We start from the raw sequence: 20,092 nt of genomic DNA, 5'->3' as shown, positions 1-20,092 counted from the left end.
CAATTCGCCGCCGTCGGTAAATTGATGTCTGAGGAGCTGATTTGGTTTCGCAGGGCCTTGTTAAGTTGGTGCGTCGGGGACTGACCCTGCTTGTGCTGCTAGCAGCATCGAGCGCGGCGATGGCCTCGGAGTATCACGGATTGGTTACCTCCGGCGGTCTGCCGGTGCCGGGCGCGACGGTAACGGTCACGCAAGGCGCAAAAAAGTTTGCTGCGATAACTGACATGCAAGGGTTCTATTCCTTCCCTTCCCTTGCCGATGGCCCGGCAACAGTGGACGTGGAGATGACAGGCTACGCCCAGATCAAACAGCAGGTAGCCATCGCACCAGATATTGCTACTGGGAAGTGGGAGTTGCAGCTGCTATCGCTGGAGCAGATGAGAACCCAATTGAAGCCCGCATTAAGTGCGGGCATCGCAGAGACGCAAACACGAAGCGAACCGAAGAGAACCAGCGAGGCCCCCAGCCAGAAGAGCGAGGCTCCGCCCCCATCCGACGCAGTTGCGCAGCGAGCCGCGGACGGCCTGCTGATCAACGGCAGCGTAAACAATGCGGCTACGTCCCAGTTTTCGCTGGCGAATCGGTTTGGGAATACCGCCCACGGACGATCGTTGTACAACTTCAGCCTCGATCTGAAGCTCAACAACTCTACCTTTGATGCCCGGTCGTATTCATTGACGGGTATCGATACCTCCAAGCCGGATACCAGCCAGATTACCGGTGGATTTAATCTGGAAGGACCGTTGAAGATACCCGGCCTGCTGCGCAACGGCCCCGATATCTTTGTGGGCTACCATCGAACGCGCGACAGCACCGCCGTCACGACTCCGGGCCTGGTGCCGAACCTGGCCGAGCGCGATGGAGATTTCTCGCAGGCGGTGAATGCACAAGGGCGGCCAGTCGTGATCTACGATCCGAAGACAGGCCAGCCGTATCCGGGTAATAGAGTGCCCATCAGCCCGCAGGCGCAGGCATTGCTCAACCTCTATCCGTTACCGAACTTCAGCGGAAGCTCGCAGTACAACTATCAACTCCCCCTCGTCTCCGATGTGCACAGGGACGCGCTCATCGCGACGGCCAGCAAGACCATCGGCCGCAAGAACGAGATCTCCGGGACCTTTGCCGCCACCAGCACACGCGACAGCAGCACCAACCTCCTCGGGTTTGTAGACAGGACGTCCGGTCTGGGGATGAGCAGCAAGATCAATTGGTCGCATACTCTCAACGCGCGCCTGCGCATGAACCTCGGCTACCAGTTCAGCAGGCAGTCCACACGGCTGACTCCCTACTGGCAAGACCGCGAAAATATCTCAGGCCAGGCTGGCATCACAGGCAACGATCAGACCCCGACTTACTGGGGTCCCCCGACGCTCAACTTCTCCGGAGGCCTGACCGCTCTGACCGATGGCCAAAGCTCCTTTATTCGTAATTCGACTAACGGAGTCTCTCTCATCGCGAGATGGAACCACCGGTCCCATAACATCACAGGCGGATTCGATTTCCGCCGCGAGCAGTTCAATTACCTCTCGCAGGCAAACCCTCGCGGCACCTTCAGTTTTACAGGCACGGCAACATCAGGCAGCGCAGCGAACAGTGGATCAGATGTTGCAGATTTTCTGCTGGGAATTCCTGACGCGAGCAACATCGGATTCGGCAATGCGGACAAGTATCTGCGGCAATCTGTCTACGACGCTTATCTGCAGGACGATTGGAGAGCCACGCCTCAGCTCACGATCAACGTCGGCGCACGCTGGGAGTACGGCGCACCGGTAACGGAGTTGAAGCGGCGGTTGGTCAACCTGGATGTGGCGACGGGGTTTTCTGCAATCGCACCCGTGCTGGCCACCGATCCGGTAGGAGCGCTGACGGGCCAGAGATATCCTGCATCTTTGATGCGCCCCGACCGCGGCGGTATAGAGCCGAAAATTGGGGTCTCGTGGCGACCGATCCCCGGATCATCGATGGTGGTCAACGCAGGGTACGGGGTCAACTACGATACCTCGGTCTATCAGGGAATCGCGATCCAGATGGCGCAGCAGGCACCCTTCGCCAAGAGCCTGACGGTGCAGAACAGCACAACCTGCCCTCTGACACTTGCCAACGGCTTCGACCCATGTTCTGAGACAACTGCGCAGACCTTCGGCGTCGATCCTAACTTTCGCGTTGGCTATGTGCAGACGTGGGACTTGAAGGTACAGCGCGACCTTCCAGGATCGCTGCAGATGATGGCGACCTATCTAGGCATCAAGGGGACGCGGGGCGTGCAACAGTTTCTGCCCAACACCAACCCGATAGGAGCCGTGAACCCATGTCCGAGCTGTCCTACGGGATTTGTGTACCTCGTCACAGATGGCAATTCAACGCGTCAGTCGGGATCGATTCAGCTACGCCGCAGACTGCACAGCGGATTCACCGCTTCGCTGCTCTACACCTTCTCAAAGTCGATCGATGACGACTCCGCGCTGGGTGGGCAGGGAGCCGTAGCCGACAGTTCCACCACGAGCACACAGACGCAGGCTTCAGCCACGATTGCGCAGGACTGGCGCAACCTGAGTGGTGAGCGCGGACTCTCAAACTTCGATCAGCGCCACCTGTTGAGTGCGCAGGTGCAATATACCACCGGAATGGGAATGTCCGGAGGTTCGCTGATGACCGGATGGAGGGGAAAGCTCTACAAGGAGTGGACCATCGAAACGCAGATTACCGCGGGCAGCGGCCTGCCGCAGACACCCCTTGATACTTCCGTCGTTGTGTCGGGATATTCTGCCTTTGTTCGGCCCAGTATTACGGGAGAGTCGATCTACGCCGCGCCTCCCGGCCTGTTTCTAAACCCGGCAGCCTATAAGGCGCCTCCTCTGGGACAGTGGGGGAATGCACGCCGAAATTCAATCACCGGCCCCAGCCAGTTCTCGTTGGACGCTGCGATGGTACGCACCTTCCGCATGCCGTACAAAATGAACCTCGACCTGCAGATTGCCGCTTCCAATCTTCTCAACCACGTTACCTATTCCACCTGGCAAAACTCCATCACCAACACGCAGTTTGGATTGCCCGCAGCGGCAAATGCGATGCGCAGCTTGCAGACTTCTCTGCGCCTGAGGTTCTGACGTATGCGATTACTGCTCACAGCGATGCTTCTTGGAACACTGCCCGTCGGAGCGCAGGTGGTGGGACAGAACTCGCAGCCTGCCGGAGGCAATGGCGAGTACACCATGTCCGTCAGCTCCAAGCTTGTCGTCGAGGCAGTCAACGTCAAGGACAAGCAGGGAAAGTCGCTTAGCGGACTGACGGCGAAAGACTTTACCGTCACCGAGGACGGCGTACCGCAGCAGGTCAGCTTCTGCGAATATCAGAAACTTCCTTCGGCCCCTCCGATTGCGCCGAAGAAGCCCGAAAATATTACGGTCTACAACCGGTTGGGTGTCACTCAGATCGCACCTGAAAAGCCGGGCGATGTTCACTACAAAGATCGCCGTCTGATTGCGCTGTACTTCGATCTGACCGCAATGCCGCCCGACGATAAACTGCGCGCGTTGGAGGCCGCGCAGAAGTTTATACGGACGCAGATGACGTCGTCGGATCTGGTATCGATCATGCGCTATGGCGGCAGTTCCGTGGATGTGCTGCAAGACTTCACCGACGATCACAACCGCCTGCTTAGCATTCTGGAGACGCTGATCGTGGGCGAGAACCAGCAGAGCGAAGACATCACCGACGATGCGGACACGGCTGACGCAGGTGCGGCGTTCGGGCAGGACAGTAGCGAATTCAACCTGTTCAATACCGACCGCCAGCTCTCCGCGCTGCAAACCGCCGCGAAGATGCTCGGCCGATTGAGCGAGAAAAAGGTGCTGGTCTACTTTGCCAGCGGCATGACCCTTCATGGCGTCGACAATCAGGCGCAGCTTCACGCGACCATTGACGACGCGATCCGGTCCGGGGTGTCGTTCTGGCCGATCGACGCACGCGGCCTGGTGGCTCAGGCTCCCTTGGGAGATGCGACACAGGGGTCGCCGGGCAACGCCGCCATGTATACCGGGACCGCGGCTCTGGCGGTGACGACACGGATGCAGCAGTCGCAGGACACGCTCTATGCGCTGGCCGGAGATACCGGCGGCAAGGCCCTGCTCGACTACAACGATCTGACCCGAGGCATCGTACAGGCGCAGCAGAACATTACCAGCTATTACATCCTAGGCTATTACACGAGTAATGCGACTCTCGATGGAAGGTTCCGGCACATCAAGATCTCAGTGAAGCCCGAACTTGCCGCGAACCTCGACTACAGGCAGGGCTACTATGCGGGCAAGATATTCGCGAAGTTCAATGACGCCGACAAAGAGCGGCAGTTGGAAGATGCGCTCATGCTGGGCGATCCTGTGACGGAACTCACGATTGCCCTGGAGCTTAATTACTTCCAGTTGAACCGCGCAGAATATTTTGTGCCAGTCGTCGTGAAGATACCGGGCCGGGAACTGGCGCTGGCCAAGAAGCGCGGTGCAGAGCATACACTCATCGACTTTCTGCTCGAGGTAAAGGACGAACTCGGCGGCAACATGACCGTCGAGAACATGCGCGACAACGTGAACATCAAACTCAGCGATGAGACAGCAGCGGAGCTGGCCAAACGCCCAGTGGAATACGATACCGGCTTCACGCTGCTGCCGGGCAAGTACACCATCAAATTTCTCGCACGCGACGATGAGACGGGGAGGATTGGGACATTCGAAACTCCATTCGTCATCCCAAATCTCAACAAAGAAGAGAAGCGAGTGGCGATCAGCTCCGTCGTGCTGAGTGGCCAGCGCGCCGACTTGAAGGACGCGATCTACAACGCTGCCAAAGCAAAAGAACGTGCCAAGGACGAGGCAGCCAATCCGCTGGTGCTGAATGGACAGAAGCTGATTCCAAGCGTGACCCGGGTCTTCAGCAAGAGCCGGGACCTGTATGTCTACCTGCAGGCTTATGAGCAGGACGTGACCACCGTGCAGCCGCTGATTGCATTTGTGAGCTTCTACCAGGGGCAGACCAAGGTCTTCGAGACGCAACCCATGGAGATGGCAAGTGCTATGACTAACTCGCTTAAAACCATGCCGCTGCGCTTCAGCATAGGACTTAGCCATCTTCCCGCCGGCGACTATAACTGCCAGATAACGGTGCTCAATCCAACGGCACACAAGACTGCATTCTGGCAGACAACGATCACGATTGTCCCGTAGATAACAAGGAAGCGCTCTGGTTGAGGAGTCTAGCTCATGCACTATGATATTGAATGCGTCGATAGAACCCGCATGGCCATGATCTCGCCGGTTCGACGCAGAAGGATCTACTCTCTCTGGCATGAAATTCAGGCTCACCTTTGCGCCCATCGTCTTACTCTTACTATGCGAGACGCTCAGTGCCCAACAGCCACTCGCACAGCCAGCTGACGCTCCTTTAGATCAGGCTAGAAAGTCGCTGCAGGCCGGAGATTTCGCAACAGCCAACGCCACCTTGAAGAGCTACTTGGCAGACCATATCAATTCAGCCGAGGCTCATTTTCTGCTAGGCCGTACATTATTTCTTCAACAGAAGCCGACAGAGTCTCTGGAACAGTACACAGCAGGAGCACGCAGTCAGCGCCCGTCGCCCGAGGATCTCAAAATCGTTTCTTTCGATTACGTCTTGTTGGGCGATTACACCGACGCAGATAAATGGCTGAGCGCAGTAGTAGCTGAAACTCCCCAGGACGCCCATGCCTGGTATCTGCTGGGCCGCGCGCAATATAACGAAAATCGCTTTGCGGATGCCATCAAGAGCTTTAGCCAGGCGCTCCGCCTCAAGCCCCTCGACGCCAAGAGTGAGAACAATCTGGGGTTGTCATACGAGGGATTGAATCGTATCGAAGAGGCACGCAATGCCTACGAACTGGCAATCCAATGGGATCAGAATGCCGTCGTAAAGAGCGGCCAGCCCTATCTCAACCTGGGTATTCTGCTAACCGAGCAAGGTCATTCAGATCAGGCACTGCCCTATCTGCAACAAGCTGCAACCCTTGACCCCGCAAATCCTAAAGCGCACGAGCAACTCGGACGCGCGTATCAGACTCTGCAGATGCTTCCCCAGGCAGAGAAAGAATTAAAAGAGGCAGTTAAACTCGCGCCAAAGGTTTCCGCACTCCATTTCAGGCTAGGGCAAATCTACCAGCATCTTGGACTTAAGCAAGAAGCTCAGAACGAGTTCGCGGTCTGCGCAAAACTTAACAGCACCCATTCGTCCATCGACACGCCGAACCCTGCAGAATCAGAGCAGGCAGGCCCGCAATAACTCGCACTGCACCGTCAACGACACTCATACACGGTCTCTCAATGCCTTTGGCGACAAAGCCTGTCTTATAGTATGAAGAAAGACGCTGGTTCGATCCCAATCGAGTCCGCCAAATCTTCCATAGGATACGTCGAGTCGATCATGGTCCGTGTTGGCGTTGATGAAAGCCTCTCCGATGAACTGCTTGCCGGATTTCCGCACGATGCGGAGATCGTTCGAGTTCCCCGCAATCTAACCGGCACGGTCGAGGTCGACTTCTGGATTCTTCCCTTTCAACGCCGCGATGCCGCCGAAGCCTTCTCCCATCTACGAGGCGTAAAGGTCGTGCAATCGATGATGGCAGGCGTCGATTGGATCACACCGTGGCTGCCCAGGGAGGTAACACTGTGCGACGGCCGAGGTATCCATGACATCTCAGCCTCCGAATGGGTTCTCACCGCGATCTTGTCTTCACTCAAACAATTCCCTCTCTACCGCGACATGCAGTTGGGCGAGCAGTGGAAGGGACAGGCATCTGTATCCGACGGATTTCTGAATGAGAGTGGAGCACAGGTAGGACAGTACCGCGTTCTGGGCGATGATCTCGCTGGCAAAACAGTTCTCATTGTCGGTTATGGCTCGATCGGGGCAGCAATCGAGACGCGTCTCGCACCCTTTGGTGTCCAAATTTTGCGTGTAGCGCGAAGCGCGCGCCAGGCCCCAGAAGTTCATGCCGTTACCGATCTGCGAAAGCTGCTGCCCGAAGCCGATGTCGTCGTCGCCATCGTTCCCTTGACCGCGGAAACTCGCGGACTGATCGGAGCAACAGAACTGGGCCTCATGAAACACGGAGCGTTGCTAGTCAACGCGGCTCGAGGTCCGGTAGTCGTGACCGATGCGTTAGTAGAGGCCCTTGCCGCTCACCGAATCTGCGCAGCTCTCGATGTAACCGACCCGGAGCCCCTGCCTGCGGGGCACCCCCTATGGCTCGCGCCGAATTGTCTCATCACCCCACACGTCGGTGGATCAACACCACAGTTTATCCACCGCGCCTTCCGCTTCGGTGCAGAACAGGTACGACGGTTCATCGCCGGCAAGCCGTTGGAAAATGTTGTGACCGAAGCCGGCTACTAGTTCACCATCACAGATAACAAGCCGCGCCTCAGGCATCCTTGATCTAAATTCTTGACCTAAATTTTGCGGTAGACACTGGGAGCCTTGGGGCCTTTTCCCAAGTCGTGGTCGTCCTCATCTTCTTCATCGTCGTCATCTTCGCTATCGTCATCCTCGTCTTCATCTTCATCGCCGTCCTCATCCTCCTCCTCTTCGTATTCCTCCTGTCCCTCCTCTTCGTCTAGATCTTCGTCCTCGTCCTCCTCCTCATCCTCGTCAGTGTCAACCGCATCGAGGTTCTCGCTGCTGGCATGTTCAGTCGGATTGCTACGAGAGTTGTCGAAGGTAGCCGTCGCATCCGGGCCTACGTTAAGAAAGTCGTCATCGGAGTTGCTGCGCTTTTTAGTGGTGGCCATTGAACCCCTCCTGGGTGATGTAGGGTGTTGGATGCATCAGGAGCCAGAAGGTTAGTGTGAAAATCTGACAACGTTACTTTTCAGTCCGTTCGTTCGGTTCACTGCTCGGCAAATGGCTTGAGCTGGGCTGAACTAGGCGGTGGGGTAAGAAGGCTCACGGCAACAAGGGCGATCAGCGACAAAAACAGCGCCGGGAAGATGGCATCCCTTTGAGCGAGAATGGCCGGAACGTGAGCATGGACAAAGCTGGTATCCCACGAGATCGTTACCACCGTTCCTACGGCAATGCTGGCCACAGCGGCACTTGCAGTCGCCCTTTTCCAGAAAAAAGCAGCTAGAATGACAGGCGTCAACGCCGCCGAATAAATGGTGTACGCATAAAGAGACTTCTTCAGAACCGACTGAACGTGAAGCGACTGATAGAGCGCCCATAGTCCTAAAAGCACTACCATCAAACGACTTATGGCCAGCGTCCGCTTATTCGAAGACTCCGGCGCAATATACCGCAGGAAGATGTCGTTGATCAGGTTCGTCGCGGGAGAAAAAAGCCAGTTATTCGCCGTAGAAATAATCTTGGCGAAGATAGCCCCGACCAGCAGTGCCCCCAGAATCTCCAGCAACCGCGATCCTCCGAATCCATGAAGTCCGCAGTAAGCAAGAATTTCACGGGGACGGTCATGCACCTCTCCTACCGGGTAGAGCGCAGAACCGACAACAGCAATCGCTACAATTACCGTCTCTAAAATCACTGTGCCGATAATCCAGCCCACCACCGCACGGGTAGCCGCCTTTTCCGACTTAGCCGAGAAAAACTTCTGATACATGGACTGATTGCCCAGCAGCAGCAGACACGTCGGCAAAAAGAGTTCCATCGCTTGCGCAAAGCTCAGATCCCCAAGCACCTGAAAGTGCGTGGCAGGCAGAGCGGCATGGACCGCGCCCCATCCTCCCGCGCGATGCATCAGCACCGGGAACGCTACAATCAACGCTGCAGTCGCCAGCAGCCCGATAGCCACGTCCATATAAGCTACCGAAGCCATGCCGGCAATCGCCGTGAAGACGATGACAAAGCCGGCAAGAATGTATTGTCCAAGAACCGGAGTAATGAACGTGGGGAAGACAAGGTGAAGGATATCGCCGCCACCAACAAACTGGTAGCTCGTAACCGCGGTATAGGTAAACAGGATGGCAATAACGCCGAGCACGCGGGCAGTCTGGCTATAGCGGGCCTCAAGTAGATCGGGAATCGTGAACTGGGCAAACTTCCTCGCACGCGGCGCAATGAAGTAGATCAGCAGGAGTCCGGCCCAGCCTCCCCCCGCCTGCCACAACGCCGCAAACCCATGTCTGTATGCATTCTCTGCTCCCCCCAACAAAGAGCCTGACCCAATCCAGCTGCACAAAAGTGTAAAAACCAGCACAAATGCAGGGAGAGATCGTCCGGCAACAAGATAGTCGGCTTTAGTCTTGACATTGCGAAGGCTGCCTAGCGACACGGCAAGCAGCATAAAGACGATAATGCCCAGAACGGTAGCGTAGAGATTCATAGTCGTGGTGCGATTCTATCGTGCCTACGCTTTATAAAGAGGTCAAGGGGGAACGGATGAAGCACCTGCGATTGGCTCTGACAATGGCTCTTTTAGTAGGAACCGGCTGCGCCCAGGCAGCAACACCGCTGACGGCTGCGCAGCGGTCAGCAAGAGACGACATCTGGCGACAGACCATTCGCAGGCAGCTATACATCCCAGCGACATTGCCCAAACTCGAGGCAAAGACATGGTCCAGCTTTTCTCCAATGCCGGGCGTCATCGCAGAACGCGTGACCTACCAAACGGCGGACGGAATGCTGGTGCCTGCCATCGTCTACCGGCCCGAAAAGTGGAAAGGCAAGCTCCCCGGCATCGTCATCGTCAACGGGCATGGCGGCGATAAGTTCAGCTGGTATGCGTTCTATAGCGGCATGCTCTTCGCCCGCGCAGGCGCCATGGTCGTGACCTACGATCCAATCGGCGAGGGCGAGCGGAACATCGAGAAAAAGTCGCAGGCAGGCGCACACGACAAGTGGGTCGATCCTCCTGCAGGGCTGCCGCAGACCGATTGGGGCCAGCGACTGGCTGGTTTGATGCAGGTCGATGTCATGCAGGCTGTGGCCTATCTGGCACAAAGACCGGAGGTCGACCAACGACGAATCGCCACTGCTGGCTACTCGATGGGGTCATTTATCACTGGAATTACAGGCGCCATTGATCCCCAGATTCACGCCGTACTCCTCAGCGGCGGCGGCGATTACGACGGCGTCGAACCCGGCTACTTCGATGCGAACAAGCTCCCCTGTCAGGGGCCGCCTTACCGGTCATTGCGCGTGCTGGGCGACCGCGGAGCAATCCTCTACGCGCTGAACGCCGACCGCGGCCCAATGTATGTGATGAATGGATTAGCCGACACCGTGATGGATATCCCGCACCACGGGCCCGACTGGTTTGCCGCCACCCGCGCACGCGCTATCGCCCTGCGAGGAACGGATAGGGACATGTTCACGACGGTCTTTTATCCCGGCATCAGCCACCGGACCTCATGGGTAGATCGCGACGGCGTCGAATGGCTTGAAAAACAAATTCATTTTGCGAACTGGACAACAAAGTATATTGCTACCGTTCCAGTGACACATATCAGCACATGGGCAAAAGCAAACGACGTCTTCATCTCGAATAACTACATGCGTGAGGATCGCGAGGGCGGACTCGATGCCCTGGGAACAGGCTTCCCCGCCATCAAACGCTCGGATTTGATGGTGCTTCCCGAGGCGGCATGGGCTGTGGAGAAAGATCGTCTGACCTATCAGGCATGGGCGGCGAAGACGATGGCGGCAGAGCGGCAAGCAGCCGCTTCTCCGCAGCAGCCCCCTCAATCTGGCTATTGATCTCTGCACCCAACAGAAGGGTTAGCCCGGTAATGTAAAACCACGTCAGCAAAATGATCACCGCGCCAAGAGAACCATACGTCACAGAAAAGTTATTGAAAAAATGCAGATACACGCGAAAACCGATAGAGGCCAGCACCCATACCGTGATGCCGATAGCACTGCCAGGAGTGAGCCACCGCCAGCAGCTTTTTTTCAAATCGGGAGCCCAGTAATAAATCACGGCGTAGAAGAGAGTGATGAGGGCTGTGACAATTACCCACCCCAGCGAGCGAGTCACCACCACAACAACGCTGCCAAGAAAATGATGGTAGATGTGTTCGCGAGCGAGTCGAGCGAAAAAGTCGCTGGCCAGCATGGACGCGAGCGTAACCGTAACCAGCACAGCCAGGACGATGGTGACTCCAATGGCCGAGAGGCGTGCGTGCAGATAAGAGCGAGTCTCAGGGACCTTATAGACAATGTTGAGGCTGCCCTGAATCGCAGAAAACCCGACCGAGGCCGACCAGAGCGCGGCAACAATTCCAAACGTAAGCTTGCCGCTGGTTGCAGCGGCAGTCGTCTCGTTGAAGGTGGCAAGTACAGTGCCCATCGCCGCGTGTGGGATAACGACAGCAAGATAATGCAGAAGCTTGTCATAGATGCTCGACGCAGATTGCGCGGCGATTCCCAGCAGTGAACTGGCGCAGAATAGAGTTGGAAAGAGAGCGAAGATGAAATAGAAACCAAGTTCTGCAGCCCGCCCTATAAGGTTGTCAGCAAGGAAGTTATGCCATGTTCGCGCTGCGACGAGGCGGACAGGAACTCCTTGCAGGTCCCACAGCGAGCGCAGCGGCGAATGGGACACATAGTCCCATATCCATTGCTCTCGCGGTTCAAGAGATTTAACAGAAGTGGTGTCCGTTGAAATAGCAGAGACTCCCGGATTGGCATGATCGTCTTAATAGGTAGATGCGATTTCATGCAGCCTCGGTAGTTGCGGTCGAAGCTGGAGCCATAAGATAAAGGGCATGGGCAAAGCAAGGACCAATGTATGCATCTAGATTAAAGGTGACGAATGTTTGATCGGTGGAGAGGTCAGCCCTTTGTGGTGACGAAACTGAAACAGCTCTGGCGTTTGGTGCAGGAGAGTCACGCTCAACCAATAGCAGGCGAGACGCGGCTGGCCGAGATCGTCGCCCCCAGCGAGCTTGGAGTTACCTTCATTGGCCACTCATCCTTCCTGTTGCAACTGGGTGGCCGCTCGGTGTTGGTCGATCCAGTTTTTGCCAAACATTTGATTCTGTTGCGCAGGCAGCGGCGTCCCGGCCTGCGTATCAACGAGATGCCCGCCATTGACGTCGTATTGCTTACCCACGCCCACATGGATCACCTCAACATCGCATCCCTGCGCCGCGTCGTTCGCAGCGCACAAATGCTGGGCAAAAAAGCTCCCGATGTCGTTGTGCCTTGGGGAGTAGAAGATCTGGTGGCCGCACTCGGTTTCTCCCGCGTGCATGGAATGAAGTGGTGGGAGAAGCTCGAAGTGCGCGGGCTAAGCGTAACGCTCACTCCTTGCAAGCACTGGGGCGCGCGCATGTTCAACGACACCCACCGCGGATACGGCGGCTATGTCATTGAAGCCGCTGGCCACTCCATTTACCACTCCGGCGACACCGCTTATTTTTCCGGCTTCACCGAGATCGGACTGCGCCTCCATCCACAGGTAGCGCTGCTTCCCATTGGCGCTTACTTCCCCGATAGCTACCGCACCGTTCACACCAGCCCCGAAGAAGCCATCCGTGCCTTTGTGGAGGTAGGTGCCGAGTGGATGGTCCCCATGCACTTCGGCACCTTCAACCTCGGACGCGAGCCGATGGACGAACCGCCGCAGCGCCTGATGGACGAAGCAGCGCGACTGGGGATCAGCAGCAAAGTGAAGATACTCGAAGAGGGCGAAACCATGCGCCTCTTCGACCAAACCGCCGTGCGCGGAGCGCCGGTTTTAAACCCGCACCAGCAAGGCATCTGATCCGACATCTCGACAAAATTATGTCTTGGGCGATCCAAGATCCAGAGGTTCCGTGCCGGCATGGACCTGTTGCGTCTCCGAGGAGTTCCACCCCGGCAGCTCCTGCGAACCGGTAATCAGGCGAGCGCTGTCCTTAAAGGTCACATAAGTCCAGGCCCACTGGCGAAACACCGAGAGCCGGTTCCGAAACCCAATCAAAAAGAAGATGTGGACAAGCAGCCACGTCATCCATGCAGGAAAACCGCTCCAATGCCCCTTGAACGGCCATTGAATATTGGCGACGGCGGCCTTTCGTCCAATGGTCGCCATGTCACCCTTATCGAAGTAGTGAAACGGCTCGTTTTTTCCCGTGCCGTCGCTTCCCAAATCCGCCGCGACCAGCCGCGAGATGCGTTTCGCGGCATACTTCCCCATCTGCATCGCCGGCTGCGCCACGCCGGGAACCTGCTTGCCGTTCTGCTCGACATGGGCAAGGTCGCCGCAGATAAATATCTCGGGATGCCCCGGCGGATTGAGATGTTGATCCACCAGGACACATCCTTTTCTATCAGTCTCGAAGCCCAGCAATTTCCCTAATGGCGAAGCCTGCACTCCCGCCGCCCAAAGCGTCACGACAGCATTGATGCGCTCGTCTCCCACCATCACATAGCCGGGCTGCACATCCGAGACATGCGCATTGACGCGAAGCTCCACCCCAAGTGCGTTGAGCTGCTCCCGCGCCTTCGCTTGTAGATCGTCCGGATACATCCCCAGGATATTCGGCGACCCTTCAAGGATGAGCACCTTGGCCTGCGATGGATCGATATGCCGAAAATTATTCGACATATACAGCTTCGCGATATCGCTGATTGCTCCCGCAAGTTCTACCCCGGTAGGCCCGCCGCCAATGATGACGAAATTCAGCGAAGGATGGCCACCGGTCTCCTGCATCTGCCGCTCGGCCAGCTCAAACGCCAGCAGCACGCGACGGCGAATCTCCGTCGCATCCTCTATCGTCTTGAGACCCGGCGCAAGCTTCGCCCAATCGTCATGGCCGAAGTAAGAGTGCGTGGAACCGGTCGCAACGATCAGATAGTCGTACTCAAGCTGCGCGCCAGTCTTCAGTTCCACTCTCTGCTCATCGATGTGAAAGGCGACCGCCTCATCCATCAGCACTTCAACGTTCGGATAGCTGCTCAGAATAGAGCGAATAGGCTGCGCAATATCGGCGGGCGAAAGCACCGCCAGCGCAACCTGGTAAAGCAATGGTTGAAACGTATGGTGATTTCTGCGGTCGACCAGCGAAATATCAAGCGGCAGTTTGGCGAGGCTCAACGCTGCATTCAGCCCAGCGAACCCTCCGCCGATAATGACCACACGCTTGCGCTCGAGACCACCACCGGTAGCTCCATCAACCATCGTTGTGACTCCTCACCGTATCTATAAAGTTTGATGCCTCAGGCAGCGGTAATGCTTCGTCTCCTGGCAAATTTGATTGTGCCACACCAACCAGCGCACATCATCAGGGCTGCTTCTGCAACGACAATGAAACAAACCCTTGTGTCCCCGTAGCCGCTACAACATTCGTTACCTCCGCGGCTCCCGCAACCTGTAAGGGAGCGACGGTTACCACACCGCTTGCATCTGACGTTGCCGACGATACCTGCGCGCTTTCATCCGGAGGCACTGGGCAGCGTCCGCGATCAGGACACGGCCCCTGCCAAGCGCCTATAGTCTGGTGAATCTCAACCACGGCTCCCGCGACCGCATCGCCTGCTGTATCCGTCACCCGCAGCACCACCGGCGCCAGCACACCATCCGCGCCAACTGACTGCCCCGCCCCACTCACAACTTCAATTCTCCACGCAGCAGGATCGACGCCTTGGGCCGCGATGGTCGCGCAAACCACCGTCCACGCGCACGCCGATGCCGTCGCCTCCTCTCCAGCCGCCAACGGTCCAACATCGGCCTGGGTCTCCGCCTCTCCCTCTGCATTCACCTGTGACTGCGCTGGATAAAAAATCATTCCTCCCAAAACCGGCTGCCAATTCACCACCACGCCCGCAGTCGAAGCAGAGTTATCGCTTGCCTCAACCTGCGACGTCCAGGCAAACGTAACCCCGGACGCAACATACAACATCGACTGAGCCGGTGTAAGCGTCCGCACCCGAGTCGCAATGGTAAACGAAGCAGTCTGCGTCCCAACCGTGCTCGATGCCGATACAGTAACAGCCCCTGCCGCCAGCGCAGACACAGTCGTCGATGCCACACCCAACGCATCGGTCATCACGCTGCAAACAGTTCCGCCGCACGCTCCAAACTGAATAACGCCGTCGCCGCTCGCTGTAAAGCTGACAAGCTGATTTGCCACAGGAGTCATCCCATCCGCGGCCAGTGCCTTCACCGCGAACGGAACAACCGCCGTATCCCCGGCAAACACCGTCCCCGAAGGTGCCGTCACAAGATTCAACGACGGCAGCGGTGCGGCATAGCCAAGCGCACCTGTCATCACAGTCGTTCCTCTGGTCGAAGGATCAGTGACCGCAACGTCCGCCGCAATCGCCCCCGTGAATCCCAGCGCTCGCAACGAAGGGGCTGTTGCCACAATCGAAGTGGCCGTCCAGCTTGTCACCGTAGCAGCCACGCCATTTATAGTCACCATATTCCCGGCCCGAAAACCCATCCCCGTAATCGTGACCGCTCCCCCCTCCGCGCTTACGCTCGCCGGGCTGATGCTGTCCGCGTACAACACGCGTGCCTGATAGCCAAAATCGGGCCGCCCATCCCCGCGCTGGTCCGCAATCGCAATACGTAACTGATCCGGTTGCGTACTCTCGACCGCCAACGAGGTCATGCCATAGGCGGTGCCATTGAATGCCGTGACCGCCGATGCCACAGTGGGCAGCGTCTTCAATGCATCGGTCGCATTCCACACGCCAACGACCGGCATTGCCTTCGCCATCGTAGCGAACCCATTTTCATCCTGCGCCGTCACCTCTACCGTGAAGCTTCGATTGGCCTTGATCGCAAGTGACGACCACGCCGTATGCCCATAGACGCAGAGCGTTCCCGTCCACCACCCCTCGGGCGCCACAGCCGCGGGAGCTGCCTCAACCCCGTCCGCTCCCGTATTGCAACTATTGGCCGCGCCCGCAGGGGTCAGGTTCTGGCGCATTACGAGTTGATAGCTCCTCAGTATGTTCGTATCGAACTCAGAGTTCGCCCCCGAAGGTTCAACCTGGTTGGCGACATAAGGCCCCACCGCATACTGCCCCGTATAGAGCGGGTTAATCGGCTCTGTGTCCAGAATGTCGCTATCCCAGGTCCCATCAAGCATTGGAACGCGAAATATCTCATAGAACCCCTCGTAAGTAAGGTTCGAGGTCCCGCTGCTTCCCACAGCCGTGGCCGGTGTACCCGCCACGGGATTGCCTCCCGTCCCCTTAAACGTCGCGCCCGAAACCGCGGACGCCGTCTGCCATGACTCTGGAAGAGTCCGGAATTGATGCCAGCGGCGCACGGTTACATTCACGCCCTGCATCCCTTGCCCCGTCGGAAAGTACACAAACCCTTGAATCTCGTGCGCCAGATACAGGGAGTCCGTCTTCCCCGGCGGCGCTTGGTTCTGCGCAATCGGATACAGCATCGCCAGCGCCGAAAGATCGTCGGCCCGCAGCGTGAACGGCTGCGGCAGGCACTGGTACGTATACAGCCCGCAGATGATGTCGATAGGGTGCATGATCGGCCAGTTCAGCGCCTCCATCGCGGTCGGTTGCGGGCTTCCCGTAAACACGTTGTCGTTCACCTGCGACCAGCCCAGCCCAAGGATGCGCCCAAAGGCACGCATCAACTGGTACTGCATCTGCAACTGCTGTTCCGCAGCCGGCCCCGTGCATCGGCCATTCAGAATCAGCAGGGCATGCTGAATGAAGCCAGACGGAACGATCGAATCGACGCTCTCCGTCACCGCGTTCTGGCGGCAGCCGGAAGGATCGCTCGCTCCGCTGCCCAGAAGCATGTCCGTCACCGATCCATCGCTGTCGTAGATCACCGCGATCGGCTTGGCCAGATAGTTGCTGCTCTGCACGTCCGCAGGAAAGACCAGCCCCTCCGAACCCGGATACACATTCGCCCCGCTGACATGTTCACCAAGCTGGCCGCCATAACCCAACACCAGGCTTGCTACCGGCACATTCCACGTGTTCGCCGCGGCAGCCACAATTGCGTCCGCAGCCGCGTGATCGACATAAGGGCTCAGATCGCCCGGATCGGTGAAATAAAGCAGTTGATTCGTATACCAGGCCACCGGAACCCCGGACGTGCTGAAGTACGGCGGCCCTGTCACCCATCGTGGCCCACCGGCAAACGCCGCCGCGCCCATAGCCAACCAGCACAGGGCCAATGCGAATATTGTTCGCAGCCACCCTGCCCTCTCAACGGCCATCATCCGTTGCCTTTTTCCAGGAGGTCAGCAACTTGACCACGGTATCGACCGTCGCCTGCTGCACGGGAATCGACGCTCGGCTCGAGCCATCCTCTGCGGCGACGACGGGGCTCACAACCGCCTCCCCCGATCCTGCCATCTGCTGCTCGACCGTCAAAGGAGCTGCCGATAGGGCCGCCTGCAAGACAAAGGAAGACGAATGCACCACCTTCGCGCCCAGCCAGCGAAGGTCCGCTACAGGAACAGGCGGATTCGCCGCGGCCGTTGCCTGCGGCGAAGCATCGGCCACACCTTGAATCGGAATGGCTCCATCCAGTCCACCCACCGGCGAACTCAAACCGCTCGCCCCCGGCGCATGCAACATCATCAGCAACCGCTGGCCAACCCGGTAGCGGTTCGCCTCGCCAGACCACAACCCGGCCCACTCCCGCAACGCATACGCTCCCCCAGCGCAGCCGCGAATGGCCTGATCCACCTCGAAATCAACCTCGACAAATCCCGAGCCCATGCCGTCGCCGTCATGAGGCCGTATCGCAACCACCTGCCCCACGAAGATGACATCCGCCCTGTTGGACATCTGGTGCAGAACATCTTCCACGTTCTGCGCCGCGGCCACAGTACCTGAACCGGCTGAGGCTGACGTCTGCGAATACGCGACAACCGTGGTCATCAGCAACGTCACCGCTGGCAAAGCGCGCAACCATCGAAACTTCCACAGAGTCCCGAACATCTCGCCACACCGTCCTCTGCTCTTCTTCGGCAGAAGACAGGTAACGTGACGCTCCTGCCCTATTTCAATACAAGCTCTTTCCCCGGCACTCTCATCGCTCTTGCCCCAAGCATTAGCAGTGGTCCTTGCCACCGCCTTTGTAATTCTCCTGCCGTTGCTCTTGCCGTTGCTCTTGCCGTTGCTCTTGTCGTTGTTCTTGCCGTTGTTCTTGCCGTTGCTGTTGCACTTGCTCTTGCACTTGTTCCTGCCGTTGCCGCTAGGTACAGCGAGGCTTCAGCCTCGCGTCTAAAAAAAAACGCCGCGAAGCGGCCTCCGCTCTGCCGAAGGCCGGAGTGAAGCCCAAAGGGCGTAACGACTGGCCTATCGCTTTTTCCCAGGAAGCGCCCAGCCTCAAAATCCCGGCAAAAACGCATGTCAAGCCCCCACGCTCGACCTAAATCCAAATAACCAGCACAAAACAAACAACTTCCACCCAAAAAATAAATCCCCTGAAACTGCAAAACAGTTCCACCCAATTCGCTAAACTTGAAACTACATAGGAAATAAACAAAAGGCCCAGCCAAAGCTGGGCCTAACTCGTTTAGAAACAATATTTTGCCTATAACTAATGAAGAATGAATATTTTACGAAGCAACACCTTGGCAAAGACAACTATCCAGTTCACACAGAAAACTGGATTTGTCCAGAAAATGGACGGGGTGGTAGTGTCCTAATTTTTATTCTGGTCTTAGTGTTTTGCGCTTTTCTATTTGTAAACGAAAGGCCGATCCGCAAGATAAAAGAGGGAGACACCATCGGACTCAGGAAACATGAATTTGTTTTGAATGGCCGTGTAAAAGAACTCTGTAGTCCTTTCGGTGTTGCTCAAAATATCGGTGTACCAAACGCAACCATGGATGTCGATTGGTGCTTGTCCCGACCACGGCGGAGTGTTATCGAGTGCGATTTCATAGCGCTCGTCTTGAGCGACAAATCCTTTGTATTGCCAAGTGCTGATGGGTTTCTTCTTGAGTTCTATTTCCATTTCAGTACAGGTGTGAAGTTGATGCGGAAATACTGGAACGAAATACTCCGTCGCACTAAAGACTGCAACGGCGGGCACGTTTCCACCGTTATGCCACTCCAAGTTCGCCTCTTGAATAGTGTGCTTATTGTGCGGGGGGAAGTCAGGAACGATCCACGGGCGGTCTGCCTCAACGCTCGTTTTAATCGCATCTCTGGCATAATCGGCAGACCTCTGGGCTTGCAGGGCCAAGCGATTAGTCGCAGCGGCTTCAGCCGTAGCTTGGATAATAAGGTTGTCTGTCTTAGTGAGAGATTCAGCCATCTTCCCAACCTGCTCTTTAGCTTCCTCAGCCTGCGCTTTGGCGGCTTCGGCCAGCGCCTTAGTGTCGGCACCTCCAGAGTGCATTTCTCGAAGCTGGTTTCTCAATATCCAGACGGTTCCAACACTAGTCGCGGCCAAGATGACCGTGAAGACGGCAAGCACAACCGTGGCATTGGCTGTGAGCCGAGCCGACCTGTCAGCGGTACTTTCTTCCTGCTTTTTGGCGCTGCGCTCATGAAACTTGCGTTTTACATAGCTGACGAGCCAAGTCCATCCTCGGCCTTTACCCGGCGTCTGTACTGGGGTGCTGGCCTTGTATCCGTGATCTGCATCTGGCATGGATGTTCTTCTCTGCTAGGTATCCAGTTGATTTGTAAGACGAGCACCATTTTTACACCCTTTAGAAAAATCAGAGAAATGCAGCATAATTTTGACTGTATAGGTCTAACCCTGCGACCATCTGGAGCATGTGGAGATGGACAACGGGGGTTGGTGACTTTTTGTGCGACATGTTCCGTCATTGGATGGGACAGGTGACAGGCGGCTTATCACTAATTACTGTCTGCGCCCCATTAATGTGGCCGCATCTATTTGAGGGAGACAAAGGGATTCTACTTTCCCGTACTCTCTTCTTTTCAATATCAGCGGTTGCATTTTTCTTAGCCTCATTATCTGCATGGTCAGAGAAAAAGAGCGCACTTATGAAAACAGAGAAAGCATTGGAAGATGCTTTAGACAAAAGCCGTCCAGAGGTTACGGCAGAATTCACCATGGGGCCGACACAATCAGCCTTCATGCACGGCGGGCCGCAGGTTCAGCTTAACAACCGAGGGGAAAGTGACGCATGGCAAATCCGCATTAGGGATA

At 56.8% G+C, this 20,092-nt stretch carries 12 protein-coding genes and 1 pseudogene; 6 read left to right on the top strand and 7 right to left on the bottom strand.

Annotated features, from left to right (window positions below):
• The first annotated feature begins 41 nt into the window (after nucleotides 1-41).
• From VMU57_RS01490 to VMU57_RS01475, 4 genes are all read left to right on the top strand, one after another.
• Complete coding sequence (locus VMU57_RS01490) at nucleotides 42-3,107, top strand: TonB-dependent receptor (RefSeq protein ID WP_325380080.1); 3,066 nt, start codon at nucleotides 42-44, stop codon at nucleotides 3,105-3,107.
• A gap of 3 nt (nucleotides 3,108-3,110) precedes the next feature.
• Complete coding sequence (locus VMU57_RS01485) at nucleotides 3,111-5,219, top strand: VWA domain-containing protein (RefSeq protein ID WP_325380078.1); 2,109 nt, start codon at nucleotides 3,111-3,113, stop codon at nucleotides 5,217-5,219.
• Nucleotides 5,220-5,340: 121 nt separating this feature from the next.
• Entirely contained in the window at nucleotides 5,341-6,306 is a 966-nt protein-coding gene (locus VMU57_RS01480; RefSeq protein WP_325380076.1) for a tetratricopeptide repeat protein, read from the top strand.
• A 141-nt stretch (nucleotides 6,307-6,447) separates the two neighbouring features.
• The gene (locus tag VMU57_RS01475; RefSeq protein ID WP_325380074.1) at nucleotides 6,448-7,419 is read left to right on the top strand and encodes a 2-hydroxyacid dehydrogenase; all 972 of its coding nucleotides are present in this window, start codon (nucleotides 6,448-6,450) and stop codon (nucleotides 7,417-7,419) included.
• Between the two features lie 56 nt (nucleotides 7,420-7,475).
• Here VMU57_RS01475 and VMU57_RS01470 read toward each other — a convergent pair whose 3' ends face one another.
• Nucleotides 7,476-7,814 carry a hypothetical protein gene (locus VMU57_RS01470; protein ID WP_325380072.1) on the bottom strand — a complete coding sequence of 113 codons (339 nt, stop codon included), beginning with the start codon at nucleotides 7,812-7,814 and terminating at the stop codon, nucleotides 7,476-7,478.
• A gap of 98 nt (nucleotides 7,815-7,912) precedes the next feature.
• A complete protein-coding gene (locus VMU57_RS01465) occupies nucleotides 7,913-9,361 on the bottom strand; it encodes a sodium:solute symporter family protein (RefSeq protein ID WP_325380070.1) in 1,449 nt (482 codons plus the stop codon).
• Between the two features lie 56 nt (nucleotides 9,362-9,417).
• Here VMU57_RS01465 and VMU57_RS01460 point away from each other — a divergent pair.
• Nucleotides 9,418-10,437, top strand: a pseudogene (locus tag VMU57_RS01460) (alpha/beta hydrolase family protein); the annotation flags it as partial.
• Nucleotides 10,438-10,585: 148 nt separating this feature from the next.
• Here the strand turns inward: VMU57_RS01460 and VMU57_RS01455 are convergent.
• On the bottom strand, nucleotides 10,586-11,581 hold the full coding sequence (locus tag VMU57_RS01455; protein ID WP_325380068.1) for a YihY/virulence factor BrkB family protein: 996 nt from the start codon (nucleotides 11,579-11,581) through the stop codon (nucleotides 10,586-10,588).
• 240 nt (nucleotides 11,582-11,821) lie between these two features.
• On the opposite strand from VMU57_RS01455, the gene VMU57_RS01450 reads away from it, so the two are divergent.
• A complete protein-coding gene (locus tag VMU57_RS01450) occupies nucleotides 11,822-12,745 on the top strand; it encodes an MBL fold metallo-hydrolase (RefSeq protein ID WP_325380066.1) in 924 nt (307 codons plus the stop codon).
• Between the two features lie 18 nt (nucleotides 12,746-12,763).
• Here VMU57_RS01450 and VMU57_RS01445 read toward each other — a convergent pair whose 3' ends face one another.
• From VMU57_RS01445 to VMU57_RS01430, 4 genes are all read right to left on the bottom strand, one after another.
• Entirely contained in the window at nucleotides 12,764-14,143 is a 1,380-nt protein-coding gene (locus tag VMU57_RS01445) for an NAD(P)/FAD-dependent oxidoreductase (RefSeq protein ID WP_325380064.1), read from the bottom strand.
• A gap of 103 nt (nucleotides 14,144-14,246) precedes the next feature.
• Nucleotides 14,247-17,171, bottom strand: coding sequence for an IPT/TIG domain-containing protein (locus VMU57_RS01440; RefSeq protein ID WP_325380062.1), 2,925 nt, complete (start codon nucleotides 17,169-17,171; stop codon nucleotides 14,247-14,249).
• Nucleotides 17,158-17,898 carry a hypothetical protein gene (locus VMU57_RS01435; RefSeq protein WP_325380060.1) on the bottom strand — a complete coding sequence of 247 codons (741 nt, stop codon included), beginning with the start codon at nucleotides 17,896-17,898 and terminating at the stop codon, nucleotides 17,158-17,160. Before VMU57_RS01435 ends, VMU57_RS01440 begins: the two co-directional genes overlap by 14 nt.
• Nucleotides 17,899-18,643: 745 nt before the next feature.
• Nucleotides 18,644-19,564, bottom strand: coding sequence for a hypothetical protein (locus VMU57_RS01430; protein WP_325380058.1), 921 nt, complete (start codon nucleotides 19,562-19,564; stop codon nucleotides 18,644-18,646).
• Nucleotides 19,565-20,092: the final 528 nt, after the last annotated feature.

Source organism: Edaphobacter sp., from assembly GCF_035532915.1.
In the GTDB taxonomy this organism is placed as follows: Bacteria; Acidobacteriota; Terriglobia; order Terriglobales; family Acidobacteriaceae; genus Edaphobacter.
Note: the sequence above shows the minus strand (reverse complement) of the source record. Positions and strands in the feature narration are given on the sequence as shown.

Excerpts from the sequence above, each read along its gene's own strand:
- VMU57_RS01465 (WP_325380070.1), bottom strand. The coding sequence starts at position 9,361 with ATGAATCTCTACGCTACCGTTCTGGGCATTATCGTCTTTATGCTGCTT.
- VMU57_RS01470 (WP_325380072.1), bottom strand. The coding sequence starts at position 7,814 with ATGGCCACCACTAAAAAGCGCAGCAACTCCGATGACGACTTTCTTAAC.
- VMU57_RS01440 (WP_325380062.1), bottom strand. The coding sequence starts at position 17,171 with ATGATGGCCGTTGAGAGGGCAGGGTGGCTGCGAACAATATTCGCATTG.
- VMU57_RS01430 (WP_325380058.1), bottom strand. The coding sequence starts at position 19,564 with ATGCCAGATGCAGATCACGGATACAAGGCCAGCACCCCAGTACAGACG.
- VMU57_RS01445 (WP_325380064.1), bottom strand. The coding sequence starts at position 14,143 with ATGGTTGATGGAGCTACCGGTGGTGGTCTCGAGCGCAAGCGTGTGGTC.
- VMU57_RS01485 (WP_325380078.1), top strand. The coding sequence starts at position 3,111 with ATGCGATTACTGCTCACAGCGATGCTTCTTGGAACACTGCCCGTCGGA.
- VMU57_RS01475 (WP_325380074.1), top strand. The coding sequence starts at position 6,448 with ATGGTCCGTGTTGGCGTTGATGAAAGCCTCTCCGATGAACTGCTTGCC.
- VMU57_RS01435 (WP_325380060.1), bottom strand. The coding sequence starts at position 17,898 with ATGTTCGGGACTCTGTGGAAGTTTCGATGGTTGCGCGCTTTGCCAGCG.
- VMU57_RS01480 (WP_325380076.1), top strand. The coding sequence starts at position 5,341 with ATGAAATTCAGGCTCACCTTTGCGCCCATCGTCTTACTCTTACTATGC.